We start from the raw sequence: 17,044 nt of genomic DNA, 5'->3' as shown, positions 1-17,044 counted from the left end.
TCAGCCCCCTCGTCGGTACGCTCCGCCAATTGGCGAGCGTGCGGTCCATGACCCTGAACGACGGGGTCGAGAACGGGGTGCGCGTCCTCGCCTTTTCGACGGGCGGCGGCCTCGACTTCGTCGTGCTCGTCGACCGCTCGCTGGACATCGGGCTGGCGTCGTGGCGCGGCGTGCCGCTTGCCTGGCAGGCGCCGTCGGGCTTTCGCCATCCCTCCGTGAAAGATTCCCCAGCCGACGGCCGCGCCGGATTGGGCGGAGGACTCTCCGGCTTCCTCATGACCTGCGGCCTCGACTCGATCCGCCGCTCGGCGGACGAGGCGCCGTTGCACGGGGACCTGCCCGTCACCCCGGCGCGGCTCACCGCCCATGGCGAGGACTGGGCGGTCTCGCCACCGCTTCTCTTCTGCGAGGGGGAAATCGTCCAGGGCCGCTACGGCGGCAGCCTGCTCAGGCTCTCCCGCCGCATCGAGGCGGAGGCGGGGGGCAGCGGCTTCGCCATCATCGATACGGTCGAGAATTGCGGTCCGGAGCCCGCGCCCCACCAGGTCCTCTATCATTTCAATCTCGGCTATCCCGCCATTTCCAACGGCACCACCGTCGCCTCGGCCGGCCGCCGCATTCTGGGGCCGCTGAGCCTGGCGGCGGAGAGCGGGCCGGAAGTGCCGCAGTGTCACCCCGCCGGCGAGGGCGAGGCCACGTGGACCGTCACGACGCCCGGGGACCGGGCGGGGGCGGACGATTCCCTTCGCATCACCTTCACGTTCGATCCCACGGCCCTGCCGGTGATGCAGTTGTGGGGCGATTTGCGCGCCCGCTGCGGCGTGCTCTCCATCGAGCCGTGCACCAGCCGGCGGACCCCCGACGGCCGCAGCGAGCCCGGACGCCTTCTTCAGCCGGGGGAACGGCAGAGATACCGCCTCGAGGTTTCCGTCGCCGGAAGCCCACCGACGATTCCGTTCAACATGCCTGAAAACCGAGCGCAGCCATGACCTTCTCGATCCATGACGGAAGCAAGATCCTCAGCAAAATCCGCGACGTCCTGAAGCGCCGCCTCGAACATCTCGACCGGGCGCTTCGCCTTAAACCCTACCACCCGGAGCGCCGCTACATGCGCCGCGACAAGACCGGCGGGGACGGCAACGCGGCCAATGCCTCCGGCCCAGGTTGATCGCGAGTACCTAGGCGACGATTTCGGTCATCGGGGCGATGGCGATTCCTTCGGCCTTCAGCGCTTCGCGAATCCGGGTTGCCGTGGCGACGGCGGCCGGGTTGTCGCCGTGGACGCAAACGGTATCGACCCTGACCGGCACGCGCTTGCCGGTGATGCTGACGACTTCCTGGTCCTCGACCATGCGCACCACGCGGCGCGCCGCCACGTCGGGATCGTGGATCATCGAGCCCTCGATCTTGCGCGAAACCAGGTGCCCCTCGTCGGTGTAGGCGCGATCCGCGAACACTTCGCGGGCCACCCGCAGGCCCAGCTTCTCGCCGGCCTTTTCCATTTCGGTGCCGGGCATGGCGACCAGGATGAGGTTCCAGTCGGCGGTGCGGGCCGCCTTTGCGCAGGCCATGGCGAGTCCGGCGTCGACGCAGGCCATGTTGTTCAAGGACCCGTGCGGCTTCAAATGGGTGACGGCATGGCCGACGTGGGCGGCCATCGCCACCAGGGCGCCGATCTGGTAGACGAGGATCTTCTCGATGTCCTCGGGGCGCTCGCCGTGGATCGGCCGGCGGCCGAATCCCCACTGGTCGATGAAGCTGGGATGGGCGCCGGCACCGACGCCGTTGGCCTTGGCGTGGCGCAGCGTCGTGTCCATGACCAGCGGATCGCCGCCGTGGAAGCCGCAGGCGATGTTGGCGGAACTGACGATCTTCAGCATCGCCGCGTCGTCGCCCATGGTATAGGCGCCGAAGCTTTCCCCCATGTCGCTGTTCAGATCCACCCGTGCCATCGCCCTTCTCCTTTCCATTGTCTTGTGACGATATCGCCCATTATGCGCGCAGCCGAGGGCGCTTTGCCAAGAACCGATTGCCAGCGCCATCGTGAAGCGGCAGGGTAGGGCGCCCAGCCTGGAACGGGCGCCTGCGGAGAGTGCAATGTCCGTCAGCATGCCGCCAAGCCAGAAGCCCGCGGACCCGCCCCGCTTTCTGCCGGCCGGGGACGGCGCCGTCGTCGTCGAGTTCGGCAGTGCGGTGGACGAGGCCTTGAGCGACCGCGTCATGGCCATGGACGCGAGAATCGCCGAAGCGGGCATCGAGGGCGTCGTCGAAACCGTGCCCACCTACCGCTCGCTGCTGGTCGTCTATGACCCTCTGGCGATCCGCGCCCGCCAGTTGATTCCCCGCCTGGCGGAACTTGCGGCGAACGCCGGCGAGGCGACGACGGTGGGCCGGCGATGGGTGATCCCGGTGTGCTACGGCGGCGATCATGGCGAAGATCTGGAATGGGTGGCCAAGGTTCACGACATGACGCCGGAAGAGGTGATCGCCCTTCATTCGGAGGCGATCTACCGGGTCTACATGATCGGCTTCACGCCCGGCTTCGCCTATCTGGGGGGACTTCCCGAAATCCTTCACACGCCGAGGCGCGAGACGCCGCGCACCCTGGTTCCGGCCGGCAGCGTGGCGATCGGCGGCCAGCAGGCGGCGGTGTTCTCGGTGGCGGCGCCCAGCGGCTGGCACATGCTGGGACGAACGCCGGTGCGCACCTTCGATCTTAAGCGCGACGATCCCTTCCTGATCGCGCCCGGCGATCGCATCCGCTTCTCGCCGGTCGCCGCCGCCGAGTTCGCCGCCCTGGCGGCGCGCGCGGAGGCCGGCGATATCGTTGCCTGGCACGAGGAGGAGGCGTGATGGCGGCGCTGCTTGTCGTCGATCCCGGCCCGCTCGCCACCCTTCAGGATCTCGGCCGCGTCGGCTATCAGCGGTTCGGCGTCACGGTTTCCGGCGCCCTCGACGAACGCGCGCTGCGCCTCGCCAACCGGCTGGCGGGTAACGAGGCGGGCGAGGCCGCCATCGAATTCACCCTGGCCGGCGGAACCTATGCGGTGGAGGCGGCGGCCTGCCGGATCGCCGTTGCCGGGGGCGATTTCCCACTCTCGATCAACGGCCGGCGAGCCGGCGCCTATGCCAGCCACACGCTGAAGCGGGGCGACCGGCTGGCCATCGGGCGGGCCCAATCCGGCACGCGGGGCTATCTGGCGGTGGCGGGCGGCTTCGACCTGCCCAGGGTGCTGGGCAGCCGTTCGACCCATGTGCGGTCGGGATTGGGCGGGATGGACGGCCAGCCGCTGAAGGCGGGAAGCCGCCTCCCGCTGGCCGATGCCGAACGCTTCGACGGTCCCGACCGCTGGCTGAAAACGAGCCTGTGGCCAAAGGCCCGCGATGTCGTGCGCGTCGTCCTCGGCCCGCAGGACGACCTGTTCACCGAGGAGGGCAAGACGACCTTCCTGTCTTCCGCCTACCGCATCCTGTCCCAGTCCGACCGCATGGGGTATCGCTTCGAGGGACCGCCCATCCGGCATGCGGCGGACTACAACATCGTGTCGGACGGCATCGCGCCGGGCAGCGTACAGGTGATCGGCAGCGGCCAGCCGATCATCATGCTGGCCGACCGTCAGACGACCGGCGGATACGCCAAGATCGCCACCGTCATTTCCGCCGATCTGCCGGTGCTGGCGCAGTGCCGGCCTGGCAACGCGGTGCGGTTCCGGGCGGTGGGCGTGGAGGAGGCCGAGGACCTTCGCGCCGCCATGCTGGACGGCATCGAAAGACTGGCGGCGGCGTTCTATCGCGCCGGCAGCGCCGCCGACGACACGGCGAACTTGCTGGGCGTCAACCTGATCGACGGCATCGTCAGTCCCGAGGAGGCGCCGCCGCGCTAGGCGTGGTATTTCGGGGACACCATACTTAATTCGCCAGGAATTAAGTATGGTGTCCCCGAATTAACCGGACTTCTCCTCCAGGGCTCTCGCCAGCGCGCAGAAGGCGGGCACCTCCAACTCCTCGGCGCGGGCCGACGGATCGATTCCCAGCCCGGCAAGGTCGAGATCCAGCCGGCGCAGGCTGGCCCGCAGCATCTTGCGGCGTTGGCCGAAGGCCGCCGCCGTCACCGCTTCCAGCGCCTTGAACGACGCCGGGGCCAAGGGCTGCGGTCGCGGGGTGAGAACGACGACGCTGCTTGTCACCTTGGGCGGCGGCGTGAAGGCCCGGCGGTCGACGGTGAAGGCGGGGCGCACCTCACACAGCCATTGGGTGATCACCGACAGCCGCCCATAGGCCTTGGTGCGGGGCGTGGCGAGAAGGCGGTCGGCGACCTCCTTCTGGAACATCAGGGTCAGGCTTTCGAAGGCCTGCGCCTGGCGGAGCCATTGCAGCAGAAGGGGCGTCGCCACGTTGTAGGGTAGGTTGGCGACGATGCGCCGCGGCGGCGGGCCGAGCCCGGCGACGTCGACCTCCAGGGCGTCCCCCTCGATCAATTCGAAGCGCCCGGCAAACGGGCCGGCCAGTTCCTGAAGGGCGGCGATGCAGCGCGCATCCTTCTCGATGGCGACGACGCGCCGTGCCCCGGCCAGCAGCAGGGCGCGCGTCAGGCCCCCCGGCCCGGGGCCGATCTCGATGACCGTGCTCTCGCCAAGATCGCCGGCCGTCAGCGCGATGCGCCGGCACAGGTTGGCGTCGAGAAGGAAATGCTGCCCCAGCGAATGGCGGGCGATGAGATCGTGGCGGGCGATGACCTCGCGCAGGGGCGGAAGAGCCGCCGCCGTCGGGGCGCCGGTCATGAACGCGCCCGGTTGGCCGTCATGTCGGCGGCGACGCGCAGGGCCGCCATCAGGCTGCCCGGCTCGGCCTTCCCGGTTCCCGCGATATCCAGCGCCGTTCCGTGGTCGGGCGAGGTGCGCACGAAGGGCAGGCCCAGCGTGGCGTTGACGCCGCCGTCGAAATCGAGCGCCTTGATCGGGATGAGGGCCTGGTCGTGATACATGCAGATGGCCGCGTCATAGGTGCGCCGGGCGCGCGGCGTGAACAGGGTGTCGGGAGGGAAGGGGCCGGTGGCGTCGATTCCCTTTTCCCGCAAGGCGGCGATCGCGGGGCCGATGATCGTCTGCTCCTCGGTACCCATGCTGCCGCCTTCCCCGGCGTGCGGGTTGAGCCCGGCGACGGCCAGCCGGGGACGCGCGATCCCGAAATCCGAGCGCAGGGCGGCGGCGGTGATTTCGGCGGCGACGACGATGGACTCCGTCGTCAGGGTCCGGAGCGCGTCGGCGAGGCTGACGTGGATGGTGACCGGAATTACCCGCAACTCGGGGCAGAGTAGCATCATGATGGGAGGCGTCGCGATTCCCGCCAGGGCGGCCAGGAATTCGGTGTGGCCGGGAAAGGCGAACCCGGCGGCATAGAGGACTTCCTTGTGGATCGGATTGGTGACGACGGCTCCGGCCCGGCCCTGCTGGACCAAGGCCACCGCCGTTTCGATGGACCGGCGAACCGCCTCCGCCGCGGCGGGGGCGGGCTTGCCGGGAAGGATCTCGATACCGAGCGGCCGGTCGAGAACGGGAAGGGCGGCGGGGAAGATCCGCACCGCCTCCTCGGGAGCATCGATGCGCTCGATGGGCACCTTAAGGCCAAGCCGCGCCGACAGCGATTGCAGGCGGGCGGCATCGTCGATCACGAAAAAACATGGCATCGCGGCATCGCGGCGAAGCCACGCGCCCAGCGTAACCTCGCCGCCCACCCCCGCGGGCTCTCCCATGGTGAGGGCCAGGGGAAGGGGGGCCGGTCGGCGGGCCGGGGTCGATGTCGGGGCCATCACAGACGGATGTCGATGAAGGCCGCCCGGCGCATGTCGCGAAGATAGCGCTGGGCGGCGGCGTCCAGGCGTTGCAGGGTGATCATGCGCTCGATCTGCTGACGCTGATCCTGCTCGGCGTTCTGGCCGCCCTGGCGGTCGCACACCATCAGCACCGCCAGGCCATTTTCGGTACGCACGGGGGGGCTGGGACGCCCGACTTCGAGATTGCGAATGGCGTTCTGGACAACGGCCGGCAGGGCGCTGGTCTTCAGCTTGCCCAGGCTTCCCGACATCGGCGTGGCCAATTCCCGGGCCAGGGATTCCATGTCGCCACAGCTTTTCGCCCGGGCGGCCATCGACTGGGCCTTGGCGGTGGCGTCCCGGACCTGGGGTTCCGGGGCGTTGGCGGGCAGCGGGAAGAACAGCTGCTGCAACTGCACTTCGGCGTCCCCGCCGGACAGCCCGGCGGCGAGGCGGCGCTCGCGCAACATGACAATCTGGAAGCCGCTGAGTGTGCGGACCGGCCCCATGACCTGGCCCGGCTGCATCTGGGAAACCGGGGCCGCCAGCTCGTCTCCCAGCTCTTCGGCCCGCACCCAACCCAAATTCCCGCCCTCCGTCGCCGAGGCGGCCTGCGAGAAATTCCTCGCCACGGCGGCGAAGTTGGCGCCCTGCTGCAGCTGCTGTATGATCCGCTGGGCGACTTGGCGGATTTGCGCCTCGTTTTCCGGCTCGTCGACGCGCAGGAAGATCTCCGCCAGCAGGTACTCCGGCTTGCCGACGCCGGCCTTGATCCGGGCCAGGGTCTCGCTCACTTCCTCGGGCGGCACCTGGATCTGGGGCCGAATGCGGCGGCCGATGACCTTGCCCCACGCGATCTGCGGCTCGAGCTGGCCCGCCAGGATCGATTTGTCGAGGCCGCGGCTCGCCAGGAACGCGCTTAGGCCGCCCTTTGGCATGCCGTTCTGGCGTTCGATGGTGGCCATGGCCTGTTCGACCTCGGCACCGGCGACGGTGACGCCCAGCCGCTTCGCTTCCTGGAGCTGGAGAACCTCGTCGATCATCCGGCGAAGGACCTCGGGCGCCAGACGACGCCGGGTTTCCGGACTGTCCCTGGTATCCGATCCGGCGATGACCAGCGACAGCCGGGCCTGAAGGTCGAAAAGGGAGATGACCTCGTCGTTGACGACGGCGGCGATCTTTTGGGCTTCCTGCGCAACGGCGGGATGGCCGATGATTGCGAAACCGCATGCCAGGAAGATCAGAAGGAATTTTCTCATCGTACGCGGTGCAACCCGATCCGATTGGCCAACTGAAGGCGGGACCCATCATATGCCGTCGCCCCGCCCCACGGCAACTCGCGCCGCTCTTTTTTAAGCGGCCGGCGCTTTCGTCAGTAGGCGGTGGTGGTGAACTCGCCGAGGGTCTTGAACATTATGCGGAAGATGATGCTGTCGCTGGGCACGAGGTCGCGGTCCGAATAGAACGTGCGGGCAAGCCGGGTATCGAAGATCAGGCATTCATCTTCATAGATGAGGCTCATGTCGTACGAGCGGCTTTCTTTCTCTTCGGCGTCGTAGACGACCGACGTGGTGGTCCGCCAGTAGCGGTTGATTTGGGCGCTAACGGCGGAGCGCCATTCCTCGCGCGAGTCGGTGAATTCGCTCTCCTGCTGGCGGTCGAAGAAGACATAGCCGGCGCTCAGACGCAGCGACCGCGGCCCTGTCGACACCGTGAATTCGTTCCTTCGGGGCGCGAAATCTTCCTTGTCCAGGCGGGTTCGGTAGAGCAGGTCGAGATATTGGTTTGGCGATACCTGGGCGCGGGCGACGATGTCGGAGAGGTTGTCCTCGAGGCCGGAGCCCTCGGCGAAGGTATCGTCCTTCTTGAGGCGATAGCTCTGGCCGACGAGAACCGAGGTGTGTCCACCGCCCGCCCCGTAGGCGGCCCACCGGACCCCATAGTTCACCCGCGGGCCGCTTTCCACCCGGTCCAATCCGGAAAACCGGCTGGAATCGAAAAGATTGGTGTCGTCGAATTCGATTTCCTGGCTGTCCTCGTTGGGAATGGTATTCGGATTGCCGCCGTAGGGGCTGACGAACATCGAGGTGATCGGCTCGAAAATTTGCACGATGCGGCCCTCGGAGCGAACGAAGGGAAAGCGCCAGTTGAGCCCGATCTCGGGAATCAGCCGTTCGGATACGCCGTTATAGGTGTCTTCGCCGTCGCCGCCTTCCAGGTCGTTGACTTGGTAGATGTCGCCGCGCAACGATGTCGACAGGGTGTAGACGTCGCCTAGGGGACCGGTGTACGGGATGTCATAGCCGGCATCGACCGAAAACCGGCGCGTGTCGGTGCCCTCGCTGCGGGCCAGCGAGAGCACGTTGACGTCCATGCGGGTGCGCCCGCCGAACTTCCCGGGTTCGCCGACGTGGCGGTAGTCGAGCATAGGCAGGACGACAGGGGTGGTGCCAGGGTCGTCATCCGCTTGGAGTCCCTGGAAGGCGTAAGTGTTGGCCGCGAAGTAGTTGCGCTTGCGGAACGCTTCCGTATAGAGGCGGCTGGTCAAACTCTGCGGAGATCCGAATCCATAACGGCGCATGTAGGTGTCATCGGTCGCCCGCTCGGCGTCGAAGCCCCACCGCCAGGTGTTGTCGATGTCGAACCGCCCTTGGCTGTCGATATGCCCGCGGACGTCGCTTTCGGAATCCTGCGTGATGCTCGCGGTAACATCGGCCTTGCCTTTCTGAAAGTGCCGGCGGTAGTCGCCGATCAGGCCAGGGCCTTCGTCCGACGCTATGAACGGCGTCAGCGTGACGTCCTCGGAGGGGCTGATATTGTAGAAATAGGGGACCCGCACGACCATCCCCAGGTCCGACGACGATCCAAAGCTGGGCGGCAGGAGTCCGCTGCGCTTTTTGACCGTCGGGTCGGGATGGGAAAAGTAGGGTGTATAGGCGACCGGCACGCCCTTGATTTCCAGCCACGCGTCCTCGTAGCTGACGTCGTGGGTCTGATTGTCCTGGGTCAGTTTGACGGCCTTGACCTGCCACAACGGCGGCCGCGTGGGATCGTCGGAGCAGAGATTGCAGGGCGAATAGACCCCTTTGGTCATTTCGTGGACGGTGCCATCCGTCCGTTCGCCGCCGTTGGCGGCGATGCGGGCGCCGTCGGTCAGGATGATGCGGATGTCGCGGACGATTCCGTTTTTCAGATCGCCGGTCAGTTCCACGTAGTCGGCGAAGAAGACGTTGCCCTCGGGCTCGAGAAGACTGACGTTGCCGGTCGCCGTCACCAGGTCGTCGCGCTGGTTGTAGATAAGATGGTCGGTCAGCAGGACCTGGTTGTTGCGCGAAACTTCGACATGGCCGCTCGCGGTCACCACGCCCAGTTCGCGGTCGTAGCTCATGGAATCGGCCCTGAGCAGGACCGGGGGTTCTTCGGCTCCGGCCGGCTGCTGCGCGCGCGCCAGCGCCGGCAACAGCAAGGCTGCGGCAACGATCCCGGCGGCGGCCAGGAGACTGGGAAGCAACCTTGCCATCATGGATCAACCATCTTCGAGATGAAGCAACATGGCAAGCCCCAGCAGCGTGGCGATGCTGGCGGGAGCCCACGCCGCCAGCGCGACCGGGATGCTGTTCGACAGGCCGAGCGCGAAAACGATGTCCTGGAAGAAATAGACGACGAACCCGGCCAGGATGCCGCCGGCCACGACAACCGTGTTTCCGCTGCGCCGGGAATGGCGCAGGGTGAAGGTGGCGGCAATCAGGATCATCGCGCAGATCATCAGCGGCGCGGCCAGCAGCGAGTTCCAGTACAGGCGGTGGCGGACCGCCGAAAACCCGGATTTCTCGAGCGTTTCGATGAACTCCGGCAGCGCCCAGAACGACATGGTTTCGGGGGTGGCGAAGCTGTCCTGGATCTTGTCCAACGTCAGGTCCGTCGCCAGCCAGTATTCCTTGTCGAATTGGGTGGGCTGCTCGGGCGCGGAAATGCGGGCGTTCTTCATGTGCCAGAAGCCGTCCTCGAGACGGGCGGAATCGGCGTCGATGCGCCCCAGGAACTTGCTGTCGCCCTCGTAGATGAAAACCAGGACGTTCTTCAATTCGACCAGGGTGCGTTCCTGGAAGACGTGGGTGGCGAAGATGACGGACTGCCCGTTTTGGTTCGCCTGGCGCAACCATAGGCCGCTTTTCGACAACGCCAGGAAGCTGACCTCGCCCTTGAATTCCGTCGACTCCAGGCGCTCGTAGCGGGTCAGCAGCACAGCCGCCAGCGGGTTCAGCGTGGTGATCTTCAGCACGCCCAGCAGAAGCGCGATCGTCACCACCGGAAACAGGAACTGCCAAGCCGACACCCCGGCCGCCCGGGTCACCACCAACTCGTGATACCGGGTCAGTCGCCAGAAAACGGCCATGGCCCCGAACAGGGCGGCGAACGGGAAAAGCTGCTGACCCATGTGGGGCAGCTTCAGCAGCGCCATTTCCAGGACAAGGGTGAAGGTGATGTGGGATTTCGACGATGCCCGCCGCATCAGTTCGATGACGTCGAACATCAGGATGATCATCAGGAAAATCCCGAACAGCATCAGGAAGCCGACCAGGAAATTGCGGCCGATGTAGAAAGAGAGCGTCGAGGAAAGACGGATCGCCACGGCCCAGCTCCCGGTTACGGTGTTGCCACGGCCGGGCGGTTCCGGCGGCGGTGCCAGTCCCTGGCGTGTAGCAGCGCCATGTAGCCGAAGATGGATGGAGCCACGGCAGAGGCGTAGAGAACGGGAATCCAGGCCAAATCGCGTGCGCTGTAATATTGGATGGCAAGGACGCCGGCCTGGACGACGATCAGGAACGCGATGGCCAGAATCACCCGATGGCTTTGGGATCGCCGGCTGAACGTCCCGGACAGCATGCAGGCCAGGGCGATGATGTTGAACCCCATGGCGAGAAGGGGCGACGACAGCCTCTTGTGCGCCTCGACGGTGAACTTGCCGTGGTCCTGTGGCGGCACCGTCGGGTCGTTGGAGACGTTCAAGAGTTCGTCCAGCGTCCGTTCGCTGGCTTCCCGGTATCGGGCCTCGGGGCTCTCCAGCACGTCTTCCAGGTCGAAGGCCGAGCGGTCGAAATAGAGGAGCGACAGGCGGCCGGTTTTGCGGTCCATCTCCTGGCGATTGCCTTCGAAAAGGACCAGGCGGGCTCCGGCGCCGCTTTCGACCAGGGCCCCGCGTTCGGCCATGTAGGTGGTCGGCTTTTCCTTGTCTCGGTTGTCGTGCACCAGGAGGCCGCGCAATTGGCCGTCCTTGCTGCGCTCGCGGACATAGACCGTGATGTCGCTGCTGAGCGCGTTGAAGGCCCCTTCCTGGAGGACGACATGCGCGAAGCTGTGGCGAAAGGCCCATTGCATCTCGCGGAACTTGCGCCACGATTCCGGCATGATGAAAAGGTTGATCGCGTAGATCAGGAGAACGACGATCATGCCGAGCAGGATGGCCGGCTTGGCCAGGGCCCATTGGCTCAATCCCGCGCCCCGCATGACGATCAGTTCGCGGTCGGTGCTCAATTTGCTGTAGATGAACACGACCACCGTGAACAGCGCGATCGGCAGCACGATCGGCAGGAAGTTGGGCAGCATGAGCATGGTCATGTAAAGGAAGGTGCCGACGGTCAGGCCGCGGTTGACGATCATTTCGACGAAGCGCAGCGACTGCATCAGCCAGATGACGCAGGTCAGGCCGGCCGTAACCATGATCATGCCGACGACAAGCTGTCGGAACATGTACAGGCCCATTCTGGTCATGAGGCCGTATCCCGGCTGCAGAGCATGCGCCAAATTGTGGGAAAAACGCCTGGGAATCAAGGAATAACCATAAAAAGTTCGCGTTCCCCGCTCGCCGGTGGCGGCGACACCGTTCTGCGACACATCGTCTTCGAACTGTTACAAAATGAAACAAAAAACACGCGCTTTGACATACTCGCGAAACGAATGGGGGCTAGTGTCTACATCGTGGTTCGTTGCACGGGTGCTGATCACCGGGTCTTACAACCGATCAAAGATCAGTAAAAATACGGTGGCTGTCCGCCCCTCCCAGTCTCCCCCCTCCCCCTCAAGGCCGGACAGCCATCGTCTCCCTCTCGAACGATGAAGCCTCCCTGTTAAACTTGCCGGACCCCCAAAAGGGCCCGGCAAATCTTTTTTGGGGCTGGCCGGTGCCTCGGGCCCGTCATCGCTTGTCTTGCGGGAGGATGACCTTTCCGGGATTCATGATGTTGCCGGCGTCGAGCGCGGCCTTGATCTTGCGCATCATGGCGATTTCCGGCTCCGGCTTGAATTCGCGCAGCTGGTTCACCTTCAGGCGGCCGATCCCGTGTTCGGCGCTGATGCTGCCGCCAAGGTCGGCGACCATGGCGTTGACGATGCGGTTGATCGGTTGCCAGCGGTCCAGGAACGCCTGGCGGTCGGCGCCGATCGGCTGGCTCAGGTTGAAGTGGATGTTGCCGTCGCCGACGTGCCCGAAGGCGCACACCCGTACCCCCGGAATTTCCCGCTCCATCCTGGGAATGGCCAAGTTCATGAAATCGGCGATGCGCGACACCGGCACCGAGATGTCGTGCTTGATGCTGCCGCCCTCGTGCTTCTGGGCTTCCGGGATGGCTTCCCTGATTCTCCACAGGGCGTCGGCCTGCGACAGGCTGGCGGCGACCACGGCGTCGGCGATGAGGCCGCCTTCCAGGGCCTGGGCGAGTTCGTTCTGCAGGACGTCGCGCAGCGGATCGCCCGGGCGCGAACTGGTCAGTTCGATCAGCGCGTAGTAGCGATGCGGCTCCCCGAACGGGTCGGCCACCCCCGGCATGTGCCGGCAGCCGAATTCGACTGCGATGCGCGGCATCATCTCGAAGCCGGTCAGGGTGTCGCCGGCGGCGTCGCGGACCCGCGCGAAGAGATCCAGCACGGCTTCCACGCTGGTCATGCCGGCCAGCGCCGTTTCCCGTACCTTGGGGCGGGGGTAGAGCTTGACGACGGCCGCCGTGATGATGCCCAGCGTCCCCTCGGCGCCGATGAACAGGTGCTTCAAGTCGTAGCCGGTGTTGTCCTTGCGCAGGCCGCGCAGCCCGTTCCACACCTGGCCGTCCGGCAACACCACCTCAAGGCCCATGACCTGTTCGCGGGCGTTGCCATAGCGCAGCACGGCGATGCCGCCGGCGTTGGTCGACAGGTTGCCGCCGATCTGGCAGCTGCCTTCCGAGGCCATGCTCAGCGGAAACAGGCAGCCGATATTCTCGGCGGCGCGCTGGATCTCCGCCAGGATGCACCCGGCTTCCACCGTCATCGTGTGGTTCAAGGGGTCGATGGTGCGGATGCGGTTCATGCGCCCGACGGAAAGGATGATGCCGCCCTCCGGCACGCCGCCGCCGACATGGCCGGTGTTGCCGCCCTGGGGCGTGATCGGCAGGCCGACGGCGGCGCACAGCCGCACCACCTCGGCGGTTTCCGCGGTCGAGGCCGGGCGCACGACGGCGGCGCAATGCCCGCGGTAAAGGCCGCGGCTTTCCTTGAGGTAGGGCTCCATCGTGGACGCATCGTCGATCCATCCCTTCGGCCCGACGGCGGTGCGGATGGCGGCCAGGGCCTGGCCCGCCGTCATCATGGCGCCGAAATCCCGTTCATGTCGTCTGCTCCCTGCGGGGTGGCCGCGCGGTTCAGGCGGTCGTTGATGGCGCGCCCCAGGCCCGTCTGCGGAATGGGCGAGACGGCGATGGCGGCGAACTCGCCGCGGTCCAGTTCGCGCATCATGGCGAAGAAGTTGGCGGCGGCCTCCGCAAGGTTGCCGCGCGGGCTCAGGTTGAGGGTGGCGCCGGGAACATGCGGGCCGAAGCCGAGCAGGGCCTCGTCGGGGCCGGCCTCGGCGGCGTTCAGGCGGACCGGCCGGCCGGGCGCGTAGTGGCGGCTCAACATGCCCGGCGACTTCGGCCGGCCGCCGGTGGGGGGGGCCAGCGGCCCGATGACGGCCTCGATGTCCTCGACTGGAAGGCCGCCCAGGCGCAGCAGCGTGGAGGCTTTCGTGCTGAGGTCGACGACCGTCGATTCCAGGCCAAGCCGGCACGGGCCGTCATCCAGGATGAGATCGATGCGCCCATCGAGGTCGGCGGCGACGTGCGATGCCGTCGTCGGGCTGACCGAGAACGAGCGGTTGGCGCTGGGCGCGGCGACGGGAAGGCCGGCCTCGACAAGCAGCGCCCGCGCCACCGGCTGGCTGGGAACGCGCACGGCCACGGTGTCGAGCCCGGCGCTGACCAGGAGCGAGATGCCGTTGGCGGCGCGCCTGGGCAGCACCAGGGTCAGGGGCCCCGGCCAAAAGGCTTGGGCCATCGTGCGGGCCCGTTCGTCGAAGGCGACGGCCGCCGCCGCCCTTTCGGCATCGGCGAAATGGACGATCAGCGGATTGAACTGGGGCCGGTTCTTGGCGGCGAAGATGGCGGCGACCGCCGCGTCGCTGGTGGCGTCCGCCCCCAGGCCGTACACCGTCTCGGTTGGAAAGGCGACCAGGCCGCCGCGCCGAAGCGCTTGCGCGGCCTCGTGGATGGCCTCCGGGGAGGCCTTGAGGATCGAGGTCTGGCGATGGGTCAACGTGGAATCCGGTCCGTCGTGTGTTCGTGTGGTGGGCAACAGGTGAAGCATACACAACAAAGAGCCGTCGGACATACCAACGGCTCTTTTTACTCTCGTAGATTGTCTGCGGTCAGCCTAGACCACCCGCGGTAATGATCTGGCTCGGCAGTCACCGCATCGAGTGCGGCGGCTATAACGGTACCCGATTTGGATACCGCGATCAGTATGCGCGCTGAGGCCGAAAAAATCAAGGGCGATGGGCCGATTTCAGGGATGGACAAGGGGGGCGCGGGCCACGAAATAGGGGTTCTCGAACCCCGGTTTTCCATAGGAAAGCCCGTGCCCCTCCAGGGTGCGCACGGTTCCGCCTGCGAAGCGCAGGATGGCGTGGCCGGCGGCGGTGTCCCATTCCATGGTGCGGCCCATGCGCGGGTAGAGGTCGGCCTCGCCGGCGGCGACGCGGCACCATGATGCTTGCCCATGCCGATGATCATCATCTCGCGTGAGCCACCCTTGTCGCTGGTATGGGGATTGCGGTTGTTGATCACCACGATGATGTCGGCACCGTGGGTGTGCCTATCGCAGTAGAGGGAGCCGTCGTTTTGCTTGTCGGCGACGGCTGGTTTCCGGGGCAGGGCGGCCAAGCATTTTCGGGGTCCGTGCGCCCGGAAGGGGGGCGGGGTGCCGCGCCGTTCGCGAATGGGGCGTCGGGGCTCCTTTTTAAATTTATGACATGTTAACAGCGGAAAATATTTTGTAATTGACATGTCAGAATGAGCTCAATATGCTCCTCTGGCATTTCAACGGAGACTGCCGTGCACCGCCAAACCCCAGATACACCGGATTCGCCGAAACGGCTGATCGATACGGCGTACGAGTTGTTGCGGTCGGACATCGTTCAGTGCCGTCTGAAGCCGGGCGAGCAGGTTTCCGAGGCGCATCTCGCGCAGCGCTACGGGCTTGGAAAGGCTCCCATCCGCAGCGCGCTGTCCCGCCTTTGCCAGGAAAGATTGGTCGAGCCCCTTGCGCGGCGCGGCCATCGGGTCGCGCGGTTGACCATCCGGGATGTCATCGACGTCTTCGAGATGCGGATCATTCTCGAACCCAAGGCAGCCCGTATGGCGGCGGGACGAATCGGCGGCAGTGTCCTGGATCGGTTGGCGGAGATCTGCCGCCAGGAGTATCGACCGGGAGATCCGGTAAGCCGGGCGATCTACTTGCAGGCGACCTACGAACTCCACGCGACCATCGCGAACGCCTCCGGGAACTGGCGTTTGGCGGTGGCCATAATCCAGCATCTCGACGAAAGTCAGCGCATTCGCCACCTCGGACTGGCCGGCACCGACATAAACCGCACAGCGCGCGCACAGCACTTGGCGCTGCTCGCTGCGATCCGCGAAGGAGACGGAGATCGAGCCGAAGCCATCAGCCACGAGCATCTCCAGACGGCGCGGAAACTTTTCGTCGATGAGTTGATAAATCACCCGTCGATTCTGGATCGCGACGCGAAGCTTGGTGCTGCATGAAGATACTGTACAAATAAACGCTAAAACAAAAACAACAATAAACTACACGTACGACTCCCCGAAGCGGTAATTCGCCCCGTATCTTAAGTAGTTCACAATCTGATACGGAGTGAAACAATGAAGAAAGTAGAACGACTTCACGCCGCCGTGAATGGCGAGAAGGTGGATCGCATTCCCGGCATCATGTGGATTCATTTCGGGACGGATATCGTCGATGGCGCCGAGACGGCCCGGCTTCATGCGCGTTATTTGAGGTACTACGATTGGGATCTGGCCAAGGTCGTCAACGACTATCGCTATCCCCTGCCGGAAGGTCTCGAGACCCTCGAAACGCCGCAGGACATGCTGAAATTCCGGCCACAATCGATGGAGCATCGGACCTATACCGAGCAGTTCCGTTGCTTGAAATGCCTGCGTGCGGACCTCGGACCCGATTGGCCCATCATCGACACCTTGTTCGACCCCTTCCAGCAGATCATGCGCAAGGTGGGCTTCGAGAAGGCACAGATGGTTTTCGACAATCCCAAAGAAGCGAAGCCGATGCTGGAAGCGGCCACCGAGACCATGCTGGCCTACGTCCGCGAGATCAAGCGGATCGGCGTTGACGGCGTTCTCTATTCGGTGAACGGCGCCATCTGTCCGCCGCATCCGAAGGGCGTTACCGAAGAAATCTTCCGCGAGTTCATGCGACCCTACGAGGTGCGCGTTCTGGAAGAGATGAAGGGCATGGTGCGGATTCTCCACGTTTGCCAGTCGCAGTTGGATTTCTCGCGGGTTCTCGACTATCCGTGCGAAGTCTTCAGTTGGTGGGATCGCAACGATACCTGCCCGTCGCTCGCCGAGTTGCGCAGGCGGACCGACAAGTGCCTGATGGGTGGCGTCGACCATACGAAACTGATCGAGAAAACCCGCACGGCCATTCGCGCCGAAATCCACGACGCGATCTCGCAGGTCGGGCGAAAGAAGTTCATCCTGGCTCCAGGTTGCACGGTGATGACCCACGCGCCCGAGCATATCCTGCAGTGCGTACGTGACACGCTGAACGAAGAAGCGCTGGCCGTAGCGGCGTGATTCGATGGGGCGCGGCGGTCGTGGGGTCGCCGCGCCCGCTTTTGGCCGGCAC

Annotated in this window: 15 protein-coding genes and 1 pseudogene; 6 read left to right on the top strand and 10 right to left on the bottom strand. The window is 65.6% G+C overall.

What is annotated here, in order from left to right; all coding sequences use genetic code 11:
• Positions 1–47 precede the first annotated feature (47 nt).
• Entirely contained in the window at positions 48–989 is a 942-nt protein-coding gene (locus ODR01_RS09730; RefSeq protein ID WP_316977443.1) for a DUF4432 family protein, read from the top strand.
• Complete coding sequence (locus ODR01_RS09725; protein WP_316977442.1) at positions 986–1,168, top strand: hypothetical protein; 183 nt, start codon at positions 986–988, stop codon at positions 1,166–1,168. Before ODR01_RS09730 ends, ODR01_RS09725 begins: the two co-directional genes overlap by 4 nt.
• Positions 1,169–1,178: 10 nt before the next feature.
• On the opposite strand, the gene ODR01_RS09720 is transcribed toward ODR01_RS09725, so the two are convergent.
• Complete coding sequence (locus ODR01_RS09720; RefSeq protein WP_316977441.1) at positions 1,179–1,952, bottom strand: LamB/YcsF family protein; 774 nt, start codon at positions 1,950–1,952, stop codon at positions 1,179–1,181.
• Between the two features lie 145 nt (positions 1,953–2,097).
• On the opposite strand from ODR01_RS09720, the gene pxpB reads away from it, so the two are divergent.
• Both pxpB and ODR01_RS09710 read left to right on the top strand, forming a co-directional pair.
• Positions 2,098–2,853, top strand: coding sequence for a 5-oxoprolinase subunit PxpB (gene pxpB, locus ODR01_RS09715; RefSeq protein ID WP_316977440.1), 756 nt, complete (start codon positions 2,098–2,100; stop codon positions 2,851–2,853).
• Positions 2,853–3,884: a 5-oxoprolinase subunit C family protein gene (locus ODR01_RS09710; RefSeq protein ID WP_316977439.1), complete on the top strand. Its 1,032-nt coding sequence runs from the start codon at positions 2,853–2,855 to the stop codon at positions 3,882–3,884. Before pxpB ends, ODR01_RS09710 begins: the two co-directional genes overlap by 1 nt.
• Positions 3,885–3,944: 60 nt before the next feature.
• Here ODR01_RS09710 and rsmA read toward each other — a convergent pair whose 3' ends face one another.
• From rsmA to ODR01_RS09665, 9 genes and pseudogenes are all read right to left on the bottom strand, one after another.
• Positions 3,945–4,781, bottom strand: a complete 837-nt coding sequence (rsmA, locus tag ODR01_RS09705; protein ID WP_316977438.1) for a 16S rRNA (adenine(1518)-N(6)/adenine(1519)-N(6))-dimethyltransferase RsmA — start codon at positions 4,779–4,781, stop codon at positions 3,945–3,947.
• Entirely contained in the window at positions 4,778–5,809 is a 1,032-nt protein-coding gene (gene pdxA, locus ODR01_RS09700) for a 4-hydroxythreonine-4-phosphate dehydrogenase PdxA (protein WP_316977437.1), read from the bottom strand. The genes rsmA and pdxA overlap by 4 nt, the downstream gene beginning before the upstream one ends.
• A complete protein-coding gene (locus ODR01_RS09695) occupies positions 5,809–7,071 on the bottom strand; it encodes a peptidylprolyl isomerase (protein WP_316977436.1) in 1,263 nt (420 codons plus the stop codon). The genes pdxA and ODR01_RS09695 overlap by 1 nt, the downstream gene beginning before the upstream one ends.
• A gap of 113 nt (positions 7,072–7,184) precedes the next feature.
• The gene (locus ODR01_RS09690; RefSeq protein ID WP_316977435.1) at positions 7,185–9,335 is read right to left on the bottom strand and encodes an LPS-assembly protein LptD; all 2,151 of its coding nucleotides are present in this window, start codon (positions 9,333–9,335) and stop codon (positions 7,185–7,187) included.
• Positions 9,336–9,338: 3 nt separating this feature from the next.
• A complete protein-coding gene (gene lptG, locus ODR01_RS09685) occupies positions 9,339–10,445 on the bottom strand; it encodes an LPS export ABC transporter permease LptG (protein ID WP_316977434.1) in 1,107 nt (368 codons plus the stop codon).
• Positions 10,446–10,459: 14 nt separating this feature from the next.
• On the bottom strand, positions 10,460–11,584 hold the full coding sequence (gene lptF, locus ODR01_RS09680; protein ID WP_316977433.1) for an LPS export ABC transporter permease LptF: 1,125 nt from the start codon (positions 11,582–11,584) through the stop codon (positions 10,460–10,462).
• A 424-nt stretch (positions 11,585–12,008) separates the two neighbouring features.
• The gene (locus ODR01_RS09675; protein WP_316977432.1) at positions 12,009–13,433 is read right to left on the bottom strand and encodes an FAD-binding oxidoreductase; all 1,425 of its coding nucleotides are present in this window, start codon (positions 13,431–13,433) and stop codon (positions 12,009–12,011) included.
• The gene (locus ODR01_RS09670) at positions 13,430–14,413 is read right to left on the bottom strand and encodes an L-threonylcarbamoyladenylate synthase (RefSeq protein WP_316977431.1); all 984 of its coding nucleotides are present in this window, start codon (positions 14,411–14,413) and stop codon (positions 13,430–13,432) included. The genes ODR01_RS09675 and ODR01_RS09670 overlap by 4 nt, the downstream gene beginning before the upstream one ends.
• A gap of 249 nt (positions 14,414–14,662) precedes the next feature.
• Positions 14,663–14,869, bottom strand: a pseudogene (locus ODR01_RS09665) (inositol monophosphatase family protein); the annotation flags it as partial.
• 341 nt (positions 14,870–15,210) lie between these two features.
• Between ODR01_RS09665 and ODR01_RS09660 the strand changes: the two are divergent.
• Together ODR01_RS09660 and ODR01_RS09655 are read left to right on the top strand one after the other, a co-directional pair.
• Positions 15,211–15,921, top strand: coding sequence for a GntR family transcriptional regulator (locus ODR01_RS09660; protein WP_316977430.1), 711 nt, complete (start codon positions 15,211–15,213; stop codon positions 15,919–15,921).
• A gap of 117 nt (positions 15,922–16,038) precedes the next feature.
• On the top strand, positions 16,039–16,992 hold the full coding sequence (locus ODR01_RS09655; RefSeq protein ID WP_316977429.1) for a uroporphyrinogen decarboxylase family protein: 954 nt from the start codon (positions 16,039–16,041) through the stop codon (positions 16,990–16,992).
• Positions 16,993–17,044: the final 52 nt, after the last annotated feature.

The organism is Shumkonia mesophila (assembly GCF_026163695.1).
Lineage (GTDB): Bacteria > Pseudomonadota > Alphaproteobacteria > Rhodospirillales > Shumkoniaceae > Shumkonia > Shumkonia mesophila.
The sequence above is the reverse complement of the archived record's forward strand: the minus strand, read 5'-3'. Positions and strand labels throughout refer to the sequence as shown.

Coding starts and splice junctions, on each gene's coding strand:
- ODR01_RS09730 (WP_316977443.1), top strand. CDS start 48: ATGACCCTGAACGACGGGGTCGAGAACGGGGTGCGCGTCCTCGCCTTT.
- ODR01_RS09725 (WP_316977442.1), top strand. CDS start 986: ATGACCTTCTCGATCCATGACGGAAGCAAGATCCTCAGCAAAATCCGC.
- ODR01_RS09720 (WP_316977441.1), bottom strand. CDS start 1,952: ATGGCACGGGTGGATCTGAACAGCGACATGGGGGAAAGCTTCGGCGCC.
- pxpB (WP_316977440.1), top strand. CDS start 2,098: ATGTCCGTCAGCATGCCGCCAAGCCAGAAGCCCGCGGACCCGCCCCGC.
- ODR01_RS09710 (WP_316977439.1), top strand. CDS start 2,853: ATGGCGGCGCTGCTTGTCGTCGATCCCGGCCCGCTCGCCACCCTTCAG.
- rsmA (WP_316977438.1), bottom strand. CDS start 4,781: ATGACCGGCGCCCCGACGGCGGCGGCTCTTCCGCCCCTGCGCGAGGTC.
- pdxA (WP_316977437.1), bottom strand. CDS start 5,809: ATGGCCCCGACATCGACCCCGGCCCGCCGACCGGCCCCCCTTCCCCTG.
- ODR01_RS09695 (WP_316977436.1), bottom strand. CDS start 7,071: ATGAGAAAATTCCTTCTGATCTTCCTGGCATGCGGTTTCGCAATCATC.
- ODR01_RS09690 (WP_316977435.1), bottom strand. CDS start 9,335: ATGATGGCAAGGTTGCTTCCCAGTCTCCTGGCCGCCGCCGGGATCGTT.
- lptF (WP_316977433.1), bottom strand. CDS start 11,584: ATGACCAGAATGGGCCTGTACATGTTCCGACAGCTTGTCGTCGGCATG.
- ODR01_RS09675 (WP_316977432.1), bottom strand. CDS start 13,433: ATGATGACGGCGGGCCAGGCCCTGGCCGCCATCCGCACCGCCGTCGGG.
- ODR01_RS09655 (WP_316977429.1), top strand. CDS start 16,039: ATGAAGAAAGTAGAACGACTTCACGCCGCCGTGAATGGCGAGAAGGTG.